General features: G+C 72.4%; 20 protein-coding genes. 15 read left to right on the forward strand and 5 right to left on the reverse strand.

Annotated features, from left to right (window positions below; genetic code table 11):
- The 4 genes from BLR99_RS15635 to BLR99_RS15645 all read left to right on the forward strand — a co-directional run.
- Positions 1–332 (forward strand): transposase (locus tag BLR99_RS15635; protein WP_139160167.1); only part of this gene is annotated, 332 nt, incomplete at its 5' end.
- 10 nt (positions 333–342) lie between these two features.
- Positions 343–525, forward strand: a complete 183-nt coding sequence (locus BLR99_RS22650; RefSeq protein WP_017440775.1) for a hypothetical protein — start codon at positions 343–345, stop codon at positions 523–525.
- Positions 526–601: 76 nt separating this feature from the next.
- Positions 602–1,222, forward strand: coding sequence for a hypothetical protein (locus BLR99_RS15640; protein WP_011797620.1), 621 nt, complete (start codon positions 602–604; stop codon positions 1,220–1,222).
- A gap of 57 nt (positions 1,223–1,279) precedes the next feature.
- On the forward strand, positions 1,280–1,579 hold the full coding sequence (locus BLR99_RS15645) for a hypothetical protein (RefSeq protein ID WP_133246136.1): 300 nt from the start codon (positions 1,280–1,282) through the stop codon (positions 1,577–1,579).
- A 24-nt stretch (positions 1,580–1,603) separates the two neighbouring features.
- Here BLR99_RS15645 and BLR99_RS15650 read toward each other — a convergent pair whose 3' ends face one another.
- Positions 1,604–2,254 carry a TetR/AcrR family transcriptional regulator gene (locus tag BLR99_RS15650; protein ID WP_233427234.1) on the reverse strand — a complete coding sequence of 217 codons (651 nt, stop codon included), beginning with the start codon at positions 2,252–2,254 and terminating at the stop codon, positions 1,604–1,606.
- 89 nt (positions 2,255–2,343) lie between these two features.
- Between BLR99_RS15650 and BLR99_RS15655 the strand changes: the two genes are divergently transcribed.
- The 8 genes from BLR99_RS15655 to BLR99_RS15690 all read left to right on the forward strand — a co-directional run bounded on the left by BLR99_RS15655 (position 2,344) and on the right by BLR99_RS15690 (position 10,337).
- Entirely contained in the window at positions 2,344–2,778 is a 435-nt protein-coding gene (locus BLR99_RS15655) for a VOC family protein (RefSeq protein WP_011797618.1), read from the forward strand.
- A gap of 148 nt (positions 2,779–2,926) precedes the next feature.
- A complete protein-coding gene (locus BLR99_RS15660) occupies positions 2,927–3,595 on the forward strand; it encodes an exopolysaccharide biosynthesis protein (RefSeq protein ID WP_011797617.1) in 669 nt (222 codons plus the stop codon).
- Between the two features lie 469 nt (positions 3,596–4,064).
- The gene (locus BLR99_RS15665) at positions 4,065–4,910 is read left to right on the forward strand and encodes a hypothetical protein (protein WP_233427235.1); all 846 of its coding nucleotides are present in this window, start codon (positions 4,065–4,067) and stop codon (positions 4,908–4,910) included.
- 122 nt (positions 4,911–5,032) lie between these two features.
- Positions 5,033–6,103, forward strand: coding sequence for an SDR family oxidoreductase (locus BLR99_RS15670; protein ID WP_011797615.1), 1,071 nt, complete (start codon positions 5,033–5,035; stop codon positions 6,101–6,103).
- 141 nt (positions 6,104–6,244) lie between these two features.
- Positions 6,245–7,951: a phosphoethanolamine transferase gene (locus BLR99_RS15675; RefSeq protein ID WP_074687359.1), complete on the forward strand. Its 1,707-nt coding sequence runs from the start codon at positions 6,245–6,247 to the stop codon at positions 7,949–7,951.
- A 178-nt stretch (positions 7,952–8,129) separates the two neighbouring features.
- A complete protein-coding gene (locus BLR99_RS15680) occupies positions 8,130–8,516 on the forward strand; it encodes a hypothetical protein (protein WP_011797613.1) in 387 nt (128 codons plus the stop codon).
- Positions 8,517–8,709: 193 nt separating this feature from the next.
- Positions 8,710–9,870, forward strand: a complete 1,161-nt coding sequence (locus BLR99_RS15685; protein ID WP_011797612.1) for a mechanosensitive ion channel family protein — start codon at positions 8,710–8,712, stop codon at positions 9,868–9,870.
- Positions 9,867–10,337, forward strand: coding sequence for a GyrI-like domain-containing protein (locus tag BLR99_RS15690; protein WP_011797611.1), 471 nt, complete (start codon positions 9,867–9,869; stop codon positions 10,335–10,337). The genes BLR99_RS15685 and BLR99_RS15690 overlap by 4 nt, the downstream gene beginning before the upstream one ends.
- A gap of 193 nt (positions 10,338–10,530) precedes the next feature.
- Here the strand turns inward: BLR99_RS15690 and BLR99_RS22655 are convergent, their stop codons facing one another.
- Positions 10,531–10,833, reverse strand: coding sequence for a hypothetical protein (locus BLR99_RS22655; RefSeq protein WP_133246134.1), 303 nt, complete (start codon positions 10,831–10,833; stop codon positions 10,531–10,533).
- Here BLR99_RS22655 and BLR99_RS15695 point away from each other — a divergent pair.
- From BLR99_RS15695 to BLR99_RS15705, 3 genes are all read left to right on the forward strand, one after another.
- Entirely contained in the window at positions 10,832–12,220 is a 1,389-nt protein-coding gene (locus BLR99_RS15695) for a gamma-glutamylcyclotransferase (protein WP_116212606.1), read from the forward strand. The genes BLR99_RS22655 and BLR99_RS15695 overlap by 2 nt on opposite strands.
- 136 nt (positions 12,221–12,356) lie before the next feature.
- Complete coding sequence (locus BLR99_RS15700; protein WP_011797609.1) at positions 12,357–13,406, forward strand: pirin family protein; 1,050 nt, start codon at positions 12,357–12,359, stop codon at positions 13,404–13,406.
- A gap of 106 nt (positions 13,407–13,512) precedes the next feature.
- Complete coding sequence (locus tag BLR99_RS15705; RefSeq protein WP_011797608.1) at positions 13,513–13,983, forward strand: FKBP-type peptidyl-prolyl cis-trans isomerase; 471 nt, start codon at positions 13,513–13,515, stop codon at positions 13,981–13,983.
- 6 nt (positions 13,984–13,989) lie between these two features.
- On the opposite strand, the gene BLR99_RS15710 is transcribed toward BLR99_RS15705, so the two are convergent.
- From BLR99_RS15710 to BLR99_RS15720, 3 genes are read right to left on the reverse strand one after another with little or no spacing between them, the layout of a single operon-like run.
- A complete protein-coding gene (locus BLR99_RS15710; RefSeq protein ID WP_011797607.1) occupies positions 13,990–14,964 on the reverse strand; it encodes a Csu type fimbrial protein in 975 nt (324 codons plus the stop codon).
- Positions 14,961–17,381, reverse strand: coding sequence for a fimbria/pilus outer membrane usher protein (locus BLR99_RS15715; RefSeq protein ID WP_048857306.1), 2,421 nt, complete (start codon positions 17,379–17,381; stop codon positions 14,961–14,963). The genes BLR99_RS15710 and BLR99_RS15715 overlap by 4 nt, the downstream gene beginning before the upstream one ends.
- Positions 17,368–18,171, reverse strand: coding sequence for a fimbrial biogenesis chaperone (locus BLR99_RS15720; protein WP_228193939.1), 804 nt, complete (start codon positions 18,169–18,171; stop codon positions 17,368–17,370). Before BLR99_RS15720 ends, BLR99_RS15715 begins: the two co-directional genes overlap by 14 nt.
- Between the last annotated feature and the right edge of the window lie 9 nt (positions 18,172–18,180).

Genomic DNA, 18,180 nt, shown 5'->3' on the forward strand with positions numbered 1-18,180 from the left:
GTCTGTGCGGAGACGTACAGCAGGCCACGGGCCACTCGGTGAAGCTGGGCTGGGCGGACCAGGGCTATACGGGCGAGGTGGCAGCAGAGGCTGCAAGGGACAACGGCATCGATCTGCAGATCGTGAAGCTGCCCGAAGCGAAAAAGGGCTTCGTGCTGCTGCCCCGGCGCTGGGTGGTAGAGCGCAGCTTCGGGTGGCTGGCGAGATTCCGCAGACTCACGCGGGACTACGAGCGCCTACCCGAAGTGCTCGGCGGGCTGCATTTCCTGGTCTTTGCCGTGCTCATGTTGCCTGCAGCCGCACGGGTGCTGGCTGCGGCGGGAAGTTCATAACACGCTCTATGTGGACAAGGCGCTCAAAAAGCAATGGATCTACCTGGCGATATGGGCGGGGTTTTTTCTGTCGCTTGCCTATTACGTCGCAGTGATGGCGTTGCGGATGGTTTGTGCTCGCAAGCTGCTGCTCCGCCGGGTTGATCCTTCGTTGCCCGGCGCACAGATGGAACTCGACTTCGGTCATCCATGACCTTCGAGCAGGTACGACAACCAAGTGTTACGTCCTCAACAGCCCCGCCCCTGGCCGTGCCGCTGAAAATCCACGCATGCCGATTTCCTCTTTTCTGACCGGGCCCGTGCAGCCCTCCCGGCGCGCCTTCTGCCGCGCAGTCGCACTGGTGTCCGGCGCCGTGGGCCTGGGCGCGGCGCTGGTCACGCCGCCCGCGCAGGCCCAGCCCTCCTACACCATCACCACGCCGCAGATCCAGGATGCCCTGGCCGAAAAGCTGCCGCGCCGCTACCGGCTCGGCGGACTGCTGAACCTGGAGGTGCAGGTGCCCGCGCTGCGCCTGCTGCCGGCGCAGAACCGCATCAACGCGGTGCTGCCCGTTGTCGCTTCAGGGCTGGCGGTGTCCGATGGCGCACGCGATGCCTCCGGCTCGCTCGACGTGGATTTCGGGCTGCGCTACGAGCCCTCCGACCGCACGCTGCGCGCCCAGCAGATCCACGTCAATTCGCTGCGCATCGAAGGGCTCCGGTCGTCCGCCTCCGAGATGCTCAACGCCTACGCGCAGCAGCTGGCCACGCAATCGCTCGGCGAGGTGGTGCTGCACACCCTGCGTCCGCAGGACCTGGCGCTGGCCGACGGGCTGGGCATGCAGCCCGGGCCCATCACGGTGACGGAGCGTGGCCTGCGCGTGGACTTCGTGCAGAAGCCGGCGCCTTGATCGCATCGCACTCGCCCATGTGGGGCGGACGTTCGTGACGGCCCCGGAGCCCGGACGATGAACCCTGCAGTCTGTCCGGTGTGCGGTACCTCGGGAGCCGAAGAGGCGGACCGCAGGGGTCCGCGAGGGGCCTGGGTGCAGTTCATCGACTACGCAGGCGCCGAGGCATCCGGCCTGGGGCATCCCGAAGGACTGGCCTGTTTCTGCGCGGCGCACCACCCGGCAGCGCAGGCGCTCGCGCAGCTTTCCCGTGCCGAGGCGGTGGCGCAGTTGCGTGCCCGGTACCCCGCGCATCATCAGGAATCCGCTGCTGCACCTGCACCCGCCCGCCGCTGGTGGCAGTTCTGGCGCGCCTGAGCCCGACCGCCCCCGGGCGCTCCCCTACAGCCCCCGCTCCACCATGTCGAGCAGCCGCTGCGCCAGCGCCTCGCGCAGCGCTTCGGGGGCGCTGCGCAGGGGGCCGTCGATGGCGAGGAAGGCCATGCCGTGCACGGTGGACCAGGCGAGGTATTCCGCGCCGGGCCGGCGTTCGGCGGGCAGGGCACCGGCGGCCACGAGGTCGTCGAGGGCCGCGCCCAGGTGCTCGAAGGGGTTGAGCCCGCTGGCACCGCCTTTGTCGGGATCGGGTTCGCTCTCCACCGTGAAGGGTTGCCCGAACGCCATGCGGAACAGCCCGGTTTCCGACTGGGCGAAGCGCAGGTAGCCCCGGCCGACGGCGCGCACCTTGCCGTAGGCCCGCTCCGCGGCCGGGGCGTCCTCGGGCACGTTGGCGAGCTCTTCTTCCATGAACACGGCCATGGCGGCCACGGCGGCGGAGCGCACGGCGTCCAGCAGGTGCTGCCGGCTCGCGAAATGGCGGTAGGCCGCGTTGGGCGCCACGCCCGCGCGCCGGGTGGCCTCGCGCAGCACGACGGCGTCGGGGCGACCCTGGCGCGCCAGTTCCAGCCCGGCATCGAGCAGGGCGCGGCGCAGGTCGCCGTGGCGGTAGGTGGCGCGGGGGGTGGTGGCGGATGGCGGGGTGGAAGAGGCCATGGCGTTTGCGATGTGGACAGTGTCCATTGTCTCTGCTACCTTTGTGGACGGTGTTCACATATGGATGGCCCCCCAGCCGAGGAGACCCCATGAAAATCCAACCGTACCTTTTCTTCGACGGCCGCTGCGAGGAGGCGCTGGCCTTCTACCAGAAGGCGCTGGGCGCCGAGGTCACCATGCTGCTGCGCTTCAAGGACAACCCCGATCCACCCCAGGAAGGCACCTGCGGCGGCGCGCCGGGGGCGCCCGCGCCGTCGCCCGACAAGGTGATGCATGCCGAGTTCCGCATCGGCGAAACCCACGTGCTGGCTTCGGACGGCATGTGCGGCGGGCAGCCCCGCTTCGAAGGCATCTCGCTGGCGATCACGCCGGCCGATGCGGCCGATGCGCAGCGCGTCTTCACCGCGCTGGGCGAAGGCGGGCAGGTGCAGGTGCCGCTGGGTCCGGCGTTCTTCTCGCCCGCCTTCGGCATGGTGGCCGACCGTTTCGGCGTGTCCTGGATGGTGGTGGCGCCGCAGACCTGACAGCGCCGCACGGGCTGGCGGGACCGGGCGGAGCCGTCCTACAGCGCACCGGAGCGTGCGGGCTGCACAGTGGGACAAGGTGCCTGCCGCCGCCGGGTCGCGTGCCCGCCCGCGCAGGGCCGCGCACCCGTCCCCCTCGCGCCCGCCCATGAAACGCAGCATCGATCCTTCGAACCTCTCCGCCGCTCCGGACCGGGCCGCCTCCGCCCGTGCCGCCAACGCGCCCCTGCCGGCGCACGTGGTGCATGCCGAGAGCCTGACGGACATCCTCGACCAGATGGCGGCGCTGGCCGGGCGGGCCGGCGTAGTGCGCGTAGAGGATATGGTGGCGGCGTTCGGCCGCCGCAGCTACGGTCCGCTGCTCGTGGTGCCGGCCCTGCTGGAGCTGTCGCCGGTGGGCGCGGTGCCCGGAGTGCCGACGGCGCTCGCGTGCGTGGTGGTGCTGTTCGCGGCGCAGATGCTCGTGGGCCGCCGCCATGTGTGGGTCCCGGGCTTCCTGGCCCGGCGCAGCCTCGGCGCGGCGCGGCTGTCGCGTGCGGTGCGCGCATTGCGTCCCTGGGCGGAACGCGCCGACCGCTGGTTCCACGGGCGGCTGTGCGTGCTGACGGGCGGTGTGTTCATCCGCGTGGCGGCGGCCGGCTGCATCGCGCTGGCCTGCACGGTGCCGCCGCTGGAGCTCGTGCCGTTCGCCAGTTCCGCGCCCATGTCGGCGGTAGCGATGTTCGGCCTGTCGGTGATGGCGCGCGACGGGTTGCTCATGCTCGGTGCGATGGCGTTGGCCGGGCTGGCCGTGGGGCTGCTGGCGATCATGGCCTGACGGCGGCCGGCACGGGGGCGGCATGCCTTCGCGCGACCGGGCATCGTTTCGTGCGTTGGCGGCCGGCGTGCGGGGCGCAAGCGCATGCTGGGGCATTCCCACTGCGATCCTGCGGTGAGGGGCGGTATCTGGCCGCTCCCGCCGTGCCTCGCGTTCCCGGAGCGCAATGATGTCCGTCTCACGATTACTTTCCCAAGGGGCCAAGCGGCTCCAAAGCGGCCTGGGCCACTTGACCGGCCTGGCGAAGAACTCTTCCACCCGTCCGCATGCCGGATCGGGCCAGCACGTCCAGCCCGAGGGCCTGGGCGCGCGGCACGGACGGCAGGGGCCCACGCCGATGGCCCCGCGCAATCCGGCGCGCCCTGGAGCGGCGAGGTATTCCGCGCCGCAGGGCCATGCCGCGCCGCCGTCACGGCCCGCACCGACGCGGCCGGCCCCGCAGCGGCCCCTGGCATCCCATGGCCCTGCCATGCCGCAACCGCATTTCACCCAGGCCCAGGCCCGGCCCCAGGCCCGGCCCCAGGCCCAGGCCCGGCCGGCCTCCGGGCCGGTCGGCCTGCAGCACATCGCGGCGATGGCCTCTCCGGCATCGGCCGCGGCGCATGCGGCATCGCCCACTAAGGCCGCCCCCCTGCGCACGGGGTACCAGCCGGCGCCTGCCGGGCCGGTGCGCAGGTCGCATGCGGACGAGGTCGCGGATGCCGCGGCCGATTTGCAGGAGCAGGTGAAGGCGTCGAGCCGCAAGCTCTATGACCTGACCAACGCGCGTGATTCCGCCGAAACGGACGAGGATTACTCTGCCGCCGAGGTTGCCATCAACGCGCTCAAGCAGGAGCGGGCCGGCGTCATTCTGATGAGCAATATCCTCAGTGGCGCGGACCGCGGCGGTGCCCGGCAGATGCAGGCACTGCGGGGATTCTCCGGTGCGCCGGCTCTGGTGGACTCGCGCTCCCTGCGCCATGCGGGCGAGCTGCGCCTTCAGGCCCAGGCACTGCGCAGCAATGCCGCCGCCCTGCGCAGCGCGCAGGCGCAGTTCGGCCCCGTCAGCGATCTGGCCGGGAAGGCCCAAACCCTCAGGACGGCACTGAAGCAGCACGAGCTGCCGCTCGCGGCACGCCAGGAGCTGGAGTCCGTGCTGCGCGGTTTCGAGAACTACGCCGCGCTCGACGCCATGGTGCGCGATGCCGATCGCGCCCTCCGCCGGATGGGTGGCATGGGCATGATGGACGGTATCCCGACCACCGCCGCCGAGCGCAGGGCCGCCGACGATGCCGAGCGCAGGGCTGCCCAGGAAGCGCTGGACAACGGCTACTGATCCGGAGCGGCGGCGCGAGGGTGCGTCCGGCATCGTCCTACGCGGCCGTGCCGCCGCATGGCCTACAACCGGGGCAAGAGCCCGGCCACAAGGGCCGGGCATCGCTTTTGCAGGATATCTCCATGCCCCTTTCCGACGATCCCGATCGCGCCCTGCGCGAAGATCCCTCTTCCTCCGATCCCGAGACGGCCGACGCGGACACGCAGGCCCGGGCGGCCGACGCCGCCCACGTGCCCGAGCATCCGGTGGTGGTCATCACCGGTGCCTCCAGCGGCATCGGCCATGCCATCGCGCTGGCCTTCGCGCGGCGCGGGGCCTGCCTGGTGCTGGCATCGCGCAATCCCGATACGCTGGCCCCCGTGGCGCTGGCCTGCCGCAAGGCCGGCGGCCATGCCATCGGCGTGCCCACCGACGTGACCGATGCCTCCGCGGTGCGCGTGCTTGCGCAGAAGGCGCTGCGGCATTTCGGCCGCATCGACGTCTGGGTGAACGGCGTGGGCGTGGGCGCGATAGGCCGCTTCGACGAGGTGCCGGTGGAGGCCCACCGCCGGGTGCTGGAGGCCAACCTGCTGGGGCACCTGCACGGCGCGCACGCCGTGCTGCCGCATTTCCGCGAGCGCGGGGTGGGGCGGCTCATCAACCTGATCTCCATAGGCGGCTGGGTGCCGGCGCCCTACGCCGCGGCCTACACCGCCAGCAAGTTCGGCCTGCGGGGCCTGTCCGAGAGCCTGCGCGCCGAGGTGTCCGATCTGCCGCACGTGCATGTCTGCGACGTGGCGCCGACCTTCGTCGATTCGCCCGGCCTCTCGCATGGCGCCAACTACACGGGCCGGCGCATCCGGCCGCCGCTGCCGATGGTCGATCCGCACCGGGTCGCCGAAACCGTGGTGGGGTTGTCGAGGGCCCTGCGTCCGCGCTCCGTGACCTGGATGGGCCTGGGCGCGCTGCCCGGCCGGGTGGCGCATGCGGTGGCGCCGGACACCGTGGCGCGCTGGATGCGCTGCCTCTCCGACTGGGGCCTCGCGCGGGCGCGGCCGGAGCCCGAAAGCGACGGCAATCTCTTCGCGCCCTCGCAGGGCACGGCGGTGGCGGGCGGCCACCGCAAGCGCCGCGCCGGCGCGGTGGGGCTGGTGGTGGCCCTGGGCGTGGCGGGCATCGCCTACGGCTGGTGGGCCGGGCGCCAGCGGCGCTGACCCACTGACCGTACCGGCTGCTCCGGGGCGGCTGCAACTCATCAATACCTCGACCGTGTCGAGGGGGCATTGCAGGCGCGGCACAATGCCGCGTTTTTGCGGGTCCGGGCCGTGCCGGGGCCCGCGACAGACCGCCCTCCCATGGTGTTTTCGCTCTCCTGGTTCGTGTCCCGTGGGCATGCGCTGCTGCGCAGCGCATGGTTCTCCCTGGTACTGGTTTGCCTGCTGGCCCTGGGCCTGATCGTGCTGGGCCACGACGGCAAGCGCGTGGCGCAGCTCGTGGCGCTGGCCGCGCCCCCCTTCGCCTGGCTTTTCCTGCCCGTGCGCCGCGCCTGGGTGCATCGCCTGCGGTCTGCGCTGCTGTGGGCCTGGGCGATGGCGTTCGCGCTCGACGGTGTGGCGCGCGCCTACCTGCTGGACGCCTACCAGGCCGCGCCGGACAGCGCGATGGTGCTGGGTGCCGTGGCCAACACCAATGCGCGCGAGGGCGCGGAGTACCTGCGCATGCACTGGCGCGCCGCGCTGCTGGCGGTATCCGGTGTGACGGCCGTGGCGGCGGTGCTGGCCGTCTGCCTGGCGCGGGGGCTGCGCAGCCCGCAGCCGCCGGCCCGGGAACGGCCCCGGCCGCCGTCGCGCGCCCGCCGCGCGGCCCTGTGGGGGCTGGGCGGCGCGGTGATGCTGCCGGGTGCCGCGGCCTATGCCAGCAAGCCCTGGCGGCGGCTGCACCCGGTGCTTTTCTGGACGCAGTGGGGCGACAAGGTCGAGCACGTGCGCGCCGACTGGGCCGGGCAGCAGGGCGCGCGGCAGGCGCTGCTCGAACGCGCGCGCGCCGATGCCCCTTCCATGGCCGAGGACGGGCCCGCGCTCGTGGTGCTCGTGATCTCCGACAGCGTGAACCGCGACAACATGTCGCTCTACGGCTATGCCCGGCCCACCACGCCGGGGCTGCAGGCGCAGCAGGCAGTGCTGGGCGAGGCGTTCACGGCCTTCCGCCAGGCCTGGTCGGCCGATGCGACCACGCTGCCCGCGCTGCGCAATTTCTTCCGCTTCGGCGAACCCGATGCGGCACACCCCCACCATGCGCTGGCCATCGCGCGCGCGGCCGGTTACAAGGTCTGGTGGATGAGCAATCACGACGACGTGGGCATCGAGCAGATGCACGCGCGCATGGCGGACATCACCGAGATGAACAACCGCACGCCCGGCCGCTCCGGGGCGTCGCTCGACGGCGAAGTGCTCGATGGCCTGGAGGAAGCGCTGGCCGATCCCGCGCCGCGCAAGCTGCTCGTGCTGCATCTCATGGGCGCGCACCCGCATTACGACCTGCGCTTCCCCGAGGGCGCCAATCCCTTCGACGACCGGCCGGATGCGGTGGACGCGATGCTGGAACGCGCCGGCCGGCCGGCCTGGCTGCGCGACCGGCGCGAGGAATACGACGCGGCGGTGCTCTACCACGACGGCATCGTCTCCACCGTCCTGCGGCGTACCCGCGAAGGCGGCACGCCGGGCGGCTACCGGGCCTTCATGTACCTCTCCGACCATGGACAGGAAGTGGGGCACGGCGCCAACTGGGCCGGGCACAGCCCGGCCACGCCGGCGGGCTACCGCATTCCGGCCATCGTGTGGCACAACGGCCGTGCGCCGCTGGCCCCGCAGGGGCTGGACCGGCGTCCACTGCGCGCGGACTGGGCGGGCCATACGCTGGTGCAGTTGCTGCGCATCGACTGGAAGGGCTATCGTGCGGACCGCGATGTGCTCAGTCCGGGCTACCGGTGGTCTCCGCCCGAAGTGGCGGCCCTGGCGGAAGCGTCCCGCGCGCAGGTCCGGCAGGAACCGGCCCCGCACTGACGGCGGGGCAAGGTCAGCGCCGGCCGTGTGGGGCCTCCTCCTACACCCGCTGGCGCGATGCATGCCTAGGATGGCTCCAGCCGCTGCCGCGCGGCCCGCCCGCCGCATGCCGGTTCCGGCTGCTCCCCCCCCCGAACGCCCCACGGCGCAGCGGCACCACCAGCACAGGACACACGCCATGAAGTCTTCCGCCCCCACCGCCGGCGTCCGCGCTGCCGCTGCCGCGCCCACCGCCGTGCCTTTCACGTTCTATGCGGCCAACGGCCGGGTCTATGCGAGCAACGTGAAGGACAAGCTCATCGACCTGGGCCGGCTGGACCGCGACGGCGCCGGCTATGCCTACCAGCTCGATGCCGACGAGAAGATCGCCGCGGGCGGCTTCGAATCGCCCGAGCACGCGCTGGCCGCCATCGTGGGTGCGGTCACCTTCCTGTTCCTCGACGGCCAGTTCACCGCACTGGCCGACGTGGGAGGCGAGCGGCCCGATCTCATCGACGCTTCGCAGATCCACGTGACCCTGGATGCCCTGGGCAAGGGCGAGCCGGCCATCGCGGCCGATGTCTGAGCCGGCCGCGATAGCGCCGCAGCGGCCTGGCTTCCAGGTACCGCTACCATCCTGAACCGGGCCGCGGGGCCGGCCCGGCCACGGGTCGCTGCCGCATTCCTTTCCTTTCCTTTTCCACTTTTTTCTTCCACCGACGCCGCTCCGGCATCTCCCTATCGAGGGAGGCGGGGCGGGCCATCGAGCAAGGAGCTGCATGCTGAACGACGCCCCCTCCACCGCCTCCCTCCTGTCCTGGCTCCGCGACGAAACCGTCTGGGGCCTCTCGCTGTCGAGCATCGCGCTGGCCGTCGCCTCGGCGCTGGGCGTGTACCTGGGCATCACGCTGCTGCTGGGCGTGGCGCAGCGGCGCACCCGGCGGCTCGCCGAGGCGCGCGCGGCGCAGGGGCGCGAAGGGGCGGGCAGCGTGGCGGCCGTGGCCGCCGAAGTGCTGGGCGGCACCAGCCACCTGCTGATCCTGCTGGTGGCGCTGCTGGTCGGCGTGGGCATGCTGGACCTGGCGCCGCGCTGGCAGGCGCGCGTGGGGCAGCTCTGGTTCATCGCGCTGGCGCTGCAGATGGCGCTGTGGGGAACGCGCGCGATCGGCATCGCCATCCGGCGCTATGAGGCGCGGCACCTGGGGGCGCCGTCGGTGCAGGTGAGCGCCTCGGGAACGCTGATGTCCTGGGGGTTGCGCACCTTGCTATGGGCCACCATCGTGCTGGCGATGCTCGCCAATCTCGGGGTCAACATCACGGCCTTCGTGGCGAGCCTGGGCGTGGGCGGCATCGCCATCGCCCTGGCCGTGCAGAACGTGCTGGGCGATCTTTTCGCCTCGCTGGCCATCGCGGTGGACAAGCCCTTCGAAGTGGGCGATTTCATCGTGGTGGGCAGCGTGGCGGGCACGGTGCAGCGCATCGGCGTGAAGACCACGCGCATCCGCAGCCTGGGCGGCGAGCAGATCGTGATGTCCAACACCGACCTGCTCAAGCAGACCATCAACAACTACCGCTACCTGCAGGAGCGGCGCATCGTCTTCACCTTCTCCGTGAGCTACGCCACCACCGCGGCGCAGGCCGAGGCCGTCGCCCGGGCGGTGCAGCGCATCATCGAGGCGCAGGACAAGGTGCGCTTCGACCGCGCGCACCTCAAGGGCTTCGGCGCCAATGCGCTCGAATACGAGGTGGTCTATATCGTGCTGGACGCGGGCTACAACGCCTACATGGACGTGCAGCAGGCCATCAATCTCGCGATCCTGCGCGAGCTGGGTACGCTGGGCGTGCAGTTCGGCGTGCCCGTGCGCCAGGTGCAGATGGTTCCCCCCGCGCGTGCCGACGTCCCGGAGGCCGGCGGTTCTTCCCAGGAGGTGTCCCCATGATCGAAACCCCCCGCATCGTCCAGATGGAGGCGCAGCCGGCCGCGCTGTGGCCCGTGTCGTGCACGCGCGAGGAAATCCAGCAGGTCATGGGCCGGAGCGTGCGCGCCCTGATGGACGCGCTCGCCGCACAGGGCGTCTCTCCTGCCGGGCCGCTCTTCACCCACCATCTGCGCCGCCCGACGGACACCTTCGAGTTCCATCTCGGCGTGCCCGTGGACAAGCCCGTCGGCCCCGGGCCGGACGGCGGCCTGCAGCCCGGCGAGTGGCCGGCCATGCGCGTGGCGCGCACCGAGTACCGCGGACGTTATGAAGACCTGCCGCAGGCGTGGGAGACATTCCACCGGTGGATCGGTGCCCAGGGCGTACGGCCGGCGGAGGACGTGTGGGAGCGCTACCTCACCGGGCCGGAAACCGGCAGCGACCCGGGCGGGTGGCGCACGGAGCTGATCCAGCCGCTCGCGGACTGAGACGGTCCCGGAGGCGGCCCCGCAGGAGGAAATCCTTATGCGAGGTGTGGTCGGATGGCTGCCCGTATATCCGCTTTTCGAGTTTTCAGCCACATCCCGGAGCGCGTGGCATGTGCATGGCTTCGAGCTGCATGTCCCGGCTTCGGCCGGTGATCGGGATTCCATGGAAGGGAACCGTACAGTTTCCCCATCTTCATGTCTTTTCTCCGATCATGGTTTCCTCTCCTTCCATCACGCCTCCTTCTTCCCCCCGTGCCGCGGCCGTCCCGGCCGGCGCCGGGAGCCCGTCGTCGTCCGGCACCTCCGCAACGTCGGGCCGCTCCGGCAGGCTGCCCGAGTCCGGCGCACCACGGCGGTCTGCTCCGGCGGCCGCGTCGGCATCGGGCGCGCCGCGGCCGCGTGCCGCCGTGTTGCCGTCGGTGACAGGTGCGGCGGGTGCGATGGCCGCCGGGGCGCGCCCGGCCCTGTCCGATGCGGCCTGGGAGCGCATCGCCATGCTGCCGCCCGCGCAGCGCCAGCGGTTGAACGCCCGGGAGCGGGAGGCGCTGGCGGCCGCGGTGCAGGCGCTGCGCAGCCATGTCGAGGCCGAAGGGCTCGATTTCATCCCCGTGTTCGGCCACTGGTCGCTGCGCACCGACAACTACCGGGAGCTGGGCAAGGCCAGCCAGGACGAGGTGCAGGAAGGCCGTGACACGGTCCCTGCGCGCATCGGCGACTACGGCATGGATTTCGTGGCGAGCACGGAATACCGGGGCCGGCCGCAGCATCCCGGCGCCGTGGCGTCCATCGCGCCGTCCCCTGGCGGGCAGGTGCCCGGCACGCTCCTGAAGCTGCCCTTCGATCGCGCGGAGGAATTGCTCACCGTGCTGCTGACGCGCGAGATCGGCGCGGAGGCCGACCTGCGCGCACCGCCCGATGCCCAGGGCCGGCCCCGCTCCAGCCTGATGTACCAGCCGGCGGTGCGACCCGTCACGCTGCAGGATGGCAGCACGGTGCATGCGCTGCTGTTCGAGACCAACCCCGACGGTGCCAAGTCGCTGCGGCACGCGTTCGGCGACGAGGCGGGGCTGACCCCCGAGCGGCTGGCCTTCTTCATCGCGGGCGAAGGCGGATTCGTGCGCGACGGCAAGCACTATGGCGGGCCGAGCGCCGACTACTGGAGGGCCGGCATGCAGCGGCTCGAAGCGTCGGGCGATGCGCCCGATCCGTTGCTGGCCGAGGCCTACCGCATCGCCACGTCCAGCCGCTCCGCGGACGGCAGCCTGTCGCTGGATGCCATGGTGGGCGCCGCCGTGCCGCGCGGCACGTGGCACGGGCACCAGGGCTGGCTCGGCCGGGCCGAAGCGCTGCTGCCGGCGGTGTACGCGCAGCCCGGCAGCCCCGCCGCCCTCGCCGCGCACCAGCAGCACCAGCGGACATTGGATACGGCCCTGGCGTCCTGGCTGTCGGGCGAGGGCGCCGGCGCGGTCCGGGCGGACGGCGGCGACCTGCGCGCGGCCCTGGCCCGCGAACTGCCCGCGCTGCTGCAGGCGCAGGGGTTCGATCCCGCGGTGTACGCGGCCTCCGCGGCGGGCGAACACGGATACGGCCGCCATCTGCTGTACAGCGAATCGGATGTCCGCAGCGGCATGCAGGGCCTGTTCAGTCTGCAGGTAGTGGCCTTCGATACGCAGCAGTACCCGCAGGCCCTGGCGCATCCGGAGGTGTGCGCGGTGTTCGTTGCACCGGCGCCGCAAGGGGCTCGAACCTCGGACGATCCGTCGCCATGGCCGCAAGGCACCGCGGTGGCGGTTTTCCTGCATCGCGACATCGACGGCGTGTCCGGCGGACTGGAGCTTCCGCTGCAGGACCCATTCGCGGCCCAGCGCCCCCGCCTGTATTGACGGGCCAGGGCGCCCGGCACGCCGCTGTGGAGCGGGGCGATCGTTCCATCCGTGCGCCGGTGCGTTGCAGGCACCGGGCCTTGGGACTGCCGCGGACAACCCCACGTGTTCCGGAGCTTTTCTGGAGAATCCACGCATGTCCACCCCGTCCCCCCTGCTCGGCAGCCAGCCCCTGGGCCCCCTCTGGCCCACGCTGGACCCGTTCCTTTTCTGCGCCCACCACGACGATGCCTATCCGCGCGGCAATGGCCGCCTGGGGCCCGATGCGCCGCTCACGGGCCGGCAGATCGGGCAGGATTTCTCGCGCAAGGACGGCTGGAGCATGTACCACGGCGACGAGGTGCCCGGCTTCCCGCCCCATCCGCACCGCGGTTTCGAGACCGTGACCATCGTGCGCACCGGCCTCATCGACCATGCCGACTCGCTGGGCGCCGCCGCCCGGTTCGGGCAGGGCGACGTGCAGTGGCTGACCGCGGGCCAGGGCATCGTGCATTCCGAAATGTTCCCGCTGCTGGACGTGCAGCGGCCCAACCCGCTCGAGCTGTTCCAGATCTGGCTCAACCTGCCCGCGGCGGACAAGATGGTGCCGCCGCACTTCACCATGTTCTGGGCCGGTGACATCCCGCGCCTGGTGTCCACCGACGATGCCGGGCACCGCACCGAACTGACCGTGATCGCCGGGCGGGTGCCCGGTGCGGGCGCACAGCCGCTCGCACCGCCCCCGCACTCCTGGGCGGCGCGCGATGCCTCGGACGTGGCGATCTGGACGCTGCGGCTCGCGCCCGGCGCGCGTTACACCCTGCCCGCCGCGGCGGGAGAGGGCACGCGGCGCATGCTCTACCACTTCGCGGGCGAGGGCGTGCGCGTGGCCGGCGAGGCCGTGGGCCATGCCGCGCTGGAGCTGCGCGCGGGCGCCGCGGTGGAACTGGTGAACGGCAGCGCTGAACAGGCCGCCGAGTTCCTGCTGCTCCAGGGGCGCCCCCTGGGCGAGCCGGTGGTGCAGTACGGCCCCTTCGTGATGAACTCCGAGGCACAGATCCACCAGGCGCTGGCGGACTACCGCCGCACGCAGTTCGGCGGCTGGCCCTGGGGCGACGGCGCGCCCGTGCACGGCCCGCAGCCGCGCCGCTTCGCGCGGCGGCCCGGCGAAGCCGCCGACGAAGTGCCCGAGGCGATCGCGACCTGATCCCGCACCGGGCGCGGGGCCGGCGGAGTGCGCCGCCGGCCGGCGATGCGGGACAATCGGCGCACATTCTTCTTCCGACTCCACCGTACCGCCAGCCCCTGCCGCCATGAATATCTCCAAGGACACCGCCGTCACCCTGAGCTACAAGATCACCAGCCCCGAAGGCAAGCCGCTGGATTCGGGCCATGTTGCCTACCTGCACGGCGGCTACGAGAACCTGTTCCCGAAGGTCGAGGCGGCGCTGGACGGCCAGGCGCCCGGCTTCGCCACCACCGTCGAGCTGGCGGTGGCGGACGCCTTCGGCGAGCGCGACGAGAGCCTGGTGCGCACCATCCCCAAGACCGAATTCCCGCCCGGCGTGAAAGTGGGCGGCCAGCTGCGCGGCGTCGGCGACGACGGCCAGCCGCAGCTTTTCAACGTGGTGAAGATCAAGGGCCCCGTCGTGCACCTGGACGGCAACCACCCCCTGGCGGGCCAGGCCCTGCGCTTTTCCTGCAAGGTGACCGAAGTGCGGCCGGCCACGGCCGATGAGGTCGCCCACCGCCATGTGCACGGCGGGCACGGCCACCACCACTGAGCCCGTTCAGTACTGCACGTCCACCACCACGTTGTCCTGGTACACCCCGGGCGGCGGCGGTGTCTGGTCGCCGTAGATGCGCGCCGTGTAGGGCAGAACGATGGGCGCGGTGCCGTCCGTGACGGCCGTTCCGGCCGTGCGCGTGCCCGCGGCCGTGCCCCAGAGGCTGCCGTCGGCCCGGAACAGGTCGTAGGCCAGCCGGTTCGCGCCGCTGGCCATCTGCCTGCGGCCGCCCGAGGGATAGGCGCCCGGGCCGAGCCCCACGGTCACGGACAATCCGCGCGTGCAGACCACCGAGATGTTGCCGGACACCGCCGGGAAAGCCGCCGGCAGGGGCGCGGAGCCGAACTGCAGGTTCGGCGCGGACAGGGTGCAGTCGTTCGTGACCACCAGCCGCACGGTCAGCAGTCGGTTCACGTTGCCATTGCGCGGCGTGCCCACGCAGATGCCACCCACGCCGAGCAGGCCTTCGCAGATGTTGGCGTAGGCCCAGTTCACGGTGATGGTGTCCGTGTAGGTGCCCGCGGGCACGTTCGCGCCGACCGCGGTGGTGACGCGCAGCGGCAGCGACGCGGTGTTGTTGCTCAGCAGCGCGATCACGTTCGCGCCGCTGGCATTGATCACCAGCGCGCCCTGCGTGTAGCTGGCGCCCGCGAGGTTGGTGATCTGGTAGGGAATGGCCGGCTTCGTTCCGTCCTTGAGCGTGAGCCCGGTCGTGGGGCTCAAGAATTTCGCCTGCACCGTCGACGTGCCCAGCGTGGACAGCACGATGCCCCCGCACCCCAGCGTGAACTGCGCCGTGGTGGTGACGGCGGGGCCGGAGAGCACCCGCTGCGAGGGCACCGTGCCGAGATTGCCGCCGGTTTCGCTGTTCACGCAATCGGCCGATGCCGTGCGGCAGAGGGCCGCCAGCAGCCCCGCTGCCGCCAGCGGCAGGGCGGCCCCCGGCGCCCTCCGTGCCGGACGTGCTGCGCGGGTCACAGCGCCTCCCCCCCGGAGCTGACGGAAGAACGCGGCGCCCCGCCCTCGCGGCAGACCACGCGCAGGTCGCGCTGCGCCGCGTGCTCCGCCGCATCGAAGGCGGCCCGGCATTCCCGCCCGTCGGGCATGCGGGCCGCGAGCGTGTTGCGCGTGTGCAGCGCCGTCAGGTAGACCACGCCGTCCCACCCCACCACCGTGGGTACCTGGCCCTGCTCGTGCACGACGGCGCTGCCCGGAGGCAGCGGCTCGCCGGCCGCGTCCACCAGCGTCAGGGTGGCCGTGCGCATGCGCAGCACCGGCATGCGCACCAGCGTGCCCGTGCCCCGCGCCACGGCTATGCGCCGTTCCAGAGCGGGCGTGTGCACGTCCGGCGGGAGGGACAGCGGGTCGATCGCGTAGCGCGCGGGATAGTAGGCGGGCACGTTGGGAACCAGCAGATAGCCCTGGCTGTCGGTGCGTCCCACGGATTGGTGGTTGAACGTGATCGGCACGCCGGGCGCACCGTCCGTCGATACGAGCGCGAAGCCGTCCGTGACGCGGTTGGCGGCGAACACATAGCCGTCCATGGCGCCCAGCGATCCCGAAGCACCCGCCCAGTGCGTGGTGTCCGCGGCCGCGCCGAAGAGCCCGCCCTGCACCATGCCATGCCGGCCCTGGTATTGCGCGCTCGCGAGGCGGTAGTTGCCGCCCGCGCCGCCAGCGGGCCCGCCGCCGCGCGTCTGGGCGATGCGCCAGCCGAAGCCGCCGTTGCTCGGCAGGCTGCGCTGCAGCCCCGCTTCCCCCTGCGTCCGCCCGCCGGTGTGCGCCGCGGCGGCCTGCGCCGTCAGCAGCGGATCGAGCAGGTACGTCAACTGGGCGCGGACCTGGGTTTCTCCGGTCTCGACGGTGCGGCCCGCCGTCAGCGAAAAGAAGGCGTCGCGCCCGAGGGGCGTGCTGTAGCTGGCATAGGCGAGCCGGCTGCGCTCCGCGCCCGCGCCGCGCAGATCGATCCATCCTGCGCCCAGCGACGCGGAGCCGACGACCAGGCTCGCGTTCACCTGCCGGCTGAGGCGGGATGGCTGCAGGCTGCCGCCGTAGTCCGCGGCATCACCGAAGCCGTGCAGGCGCCGCGTTTCCAGCAGCGAGATTCCGCCGCGCGGCGTGTTGTACTGGTAGCCCGCGCTCCACTGCCAGCCGCCGCTGCGGTCCGGCAGCGCGGTGTCGCCGGGTACCGCGCGGCCGTAGGTGAGCGAAGCGCTGAACACGCCCAGGGTGCCCCAGCGCATGAGCCCGCCCGCGCCCAGCACGCCCAGGCCACGGGCGGCCTGGGCCTGGGCCTCGACCGTGATCGCATCGGTCACGCCCCGCCGCAGCACGCCCGCGGCCAGCGGCCGGCCGTAGGCGAAGCTGCGCACGCCGTAGCCGCGCCGCAGCGCACCGATCGAGAGCGAGTAATCGGTCCACCCCGGCCGCAGCAGCTGGCTGCTGACGTAGAACGGCACGGACGTCACCACCTGACGGCCCAGCGCATCGGTGGTGACCACGGACGCCATGCCGGCGCCATTCACGGCCGGCAGCTCCCCCAGCGTGAAAGGTCCGGGCTGCACGGTGTGCCGGCCGGCGCGGAAGCCGTTGACGAAGACGTCCACGGCCGACGGTACGGCCGCCTGCCCGGCGAACTCGGGCATCGGATACGTCACCAGGTCGGGCCGCGCGGCGAAATTGCGCGCCCATTGCACCCCGCCCAGGCGCACGGACGTGGTCCAGGGCAGCGCGCCGGTGATGACGTCCCCGGCCGTCCAGGCCGTGGCGCTGCCGGCATCGGTGTCCGTCCAGGCGGTGTCGTAGCGCAGGTAGCCGTTGCTGGCGCCGCCGTCCACGCGGCGCAGCACGCCCGTGTGGGAAACCACTCCGTGCAGGCCGAAAAAGCGCTGCTCCGACCACAGCGAGGCCGCCGTGCGGCCCTGGGTCCGCGTGGCGTAGAACTCGTAGTTCATCAGCAGCCCGGTGCCCCGGGAGAGGGCCACATCCTCCGGCGACTCTCCGGCCAGCCGCTGCATCGGCAGCCACTGCGCCGGCACGTCGATGCGCAGGCGCTGCGCGAGGCTGTCGTAGGCCACGGAAACGCCCGGCAGGGTGTCCACGGCCACGGGCGTGCCGTCGGGCTCGTCGGTCTGCACGTGCAGGCGCCGCAGCGTGGCCGCATCGATCTCGAAATGCGATCCGCGCTGTCGGACCGCGACGAGACCCTCCCCGGGCCGGCCGTTCACTTCCACCTCCAGGTAGAGGGCGGCGGCCTCCGTGGACACGCCCGTGGCGGACGGCGGCGGTGGAAGGTCGCCTGCGGACAGCCATTGGGGCAGGCAGGCCAGCAGCACCGCCAGCCCGTGGGCACGCGCGGGGGCAGGGCGGTGGCCCGCGGTGTCATGGCTCGGCACGGGGCAGGGGCGCCTCGCGCCCGTTGACGGTGGCAAGCAGTTCCGGCTTCGCGGGGGGAGGCTGGTCCAGCACCCAGCGCCGTTGGCTGTGCGGCAGCACGTAGCCGAGCAGCCCCGGCGTGACGACCGGCCCCTCCCGGCCCGGGGCCTGCCAGCGCACGGCCGTGAGCCGCGCATGGCCGGCCCCCGTGTTGCGGACCACGAGGTGCTGCCTGCCGTCCGGGCCGCGGTCCACGCTCCAGCGCAGGGCCGGCTCCAGCGTGGCGCCCGTGGACAGCGCGGACAGCAGGTCCGCGTAGGTGGCGGGCATGCGCGGGCCCATCGTGCCGGGGGCATAGACGAACAGCGGGATCGCGTAGCGGATCTGCAGTCGCACGCCGAACTGGGCGGGGGGCGCTGCCTGGGAGGCGCCCTGCGTGGTGCCCGGGGCAGCGGGGGGCGTCGGCAATTCGTCGAGCAGCACCCGGAAGGCCTGTTCCTGCCCGGGCGGTACGGGCTGGGTCGCGATGAGCCGCACCATCTGCCGCGCTCCCGGGGGGATCTGGCTGATGGGCGGGCTCGCCACCACCGCCTGCTGGGGCGTGAAGCGGTCATCGCCCTCTTCCTGGCGCCAGGCGAACACCCTGGCCTGCATGGCCACCGGCTCGGTCCCCCGGTTCTCCACCCAGAGCGCGACCGCCCGCTGCTCGCCCGCGATGACGGGATCCACCGGCCAGATCATCAGCGGGGCTGCCGCGTGCGCCGTCCCCGGCAGGGCCGGCAGCAGCGCCCATGCCAGCGCCGTGGCCATCCTCCGCAG

Origin of the sequence: Paracidovorax citrulli (assembly GCF_900100305.1) — a bacterium.
GTDB lineage: Bacteria > Pseudomonadota > Gammaproteobacteria > Burkholderiales > Burkholderiaceae_C > Paracidovorax > Paracidovorax citrulli.